General features: G+C 37.1%; 1 protein-coding gene. It reads left to right on the forward strand.

Annotation, left to right across the window (positions count from 1 at the left end):
* On the forward strand, positions 1-519 hold a 519-nt coding region (locus tag PSI06_RS21105; RefSeq protein ID WP_273604828.1), incomplete at its 5' end, for a transposase.
* Positions 520-558 lie beyond the last annotated feature (39 nt).

The following is a 558-nucleotide window of genomic DNA, read 5'->3' on the forward strand; positions in this document are numbered from 1 at the left end:
GATGCAAATGAATTTAGCAACGTTTCAGCACGTGTTTGCCAATCGATAAAAGTGACTATCGCGTTTTTAGATGACGAAATTAAACAGCTTAAATCTGATATTGATAACCACATAGATAATGAGCCTGGTTTAAAAAGAAACAGGAAACTACTAGAGTCTATACCTGGCATTGGGCATGTATTATCGAGAGAGCTGACATATTTGTTTGCGGCTAAAAAGTTTAATAAAGCCAAAGAAGCAGCAGCTTATTGTGGATTAATCCCACGGCACAATGAATCGGGTAAATTAAAAGGGCGAACAACAATCAGTAAACTTGGGCCAGCCAGAATTCGCTGTAAACTCTACATGGCAGCCATTGTCGCTGGGCAATGGAATAAAAGAATAAAACGACACAAGTTAACATTAATAAATAACGGTAAAACACCGATGCAAGCTGTATGTGCGAATATGAGAAAGCTCATTCATATATGTTTTGGTGTAATAAAAAACCAAGAAGAGTTTAAGCTCCAAGAAAGTTAAGTACGACCTTGAAGCTTAAAATGAGAGATGGTATCTACA

Source organism: Pseudoalteromonas sp. GABNS16E (assembly GCF_028598715.1).
GTDB classification, from domain to species: domain Bacteria; phylum Pseudomonadota; class Gammaproteobacteria; order Enterobacterales; family Alteromonadaceae; genus Pseudoalteromonas; species Pseudoalteromonas atlantica.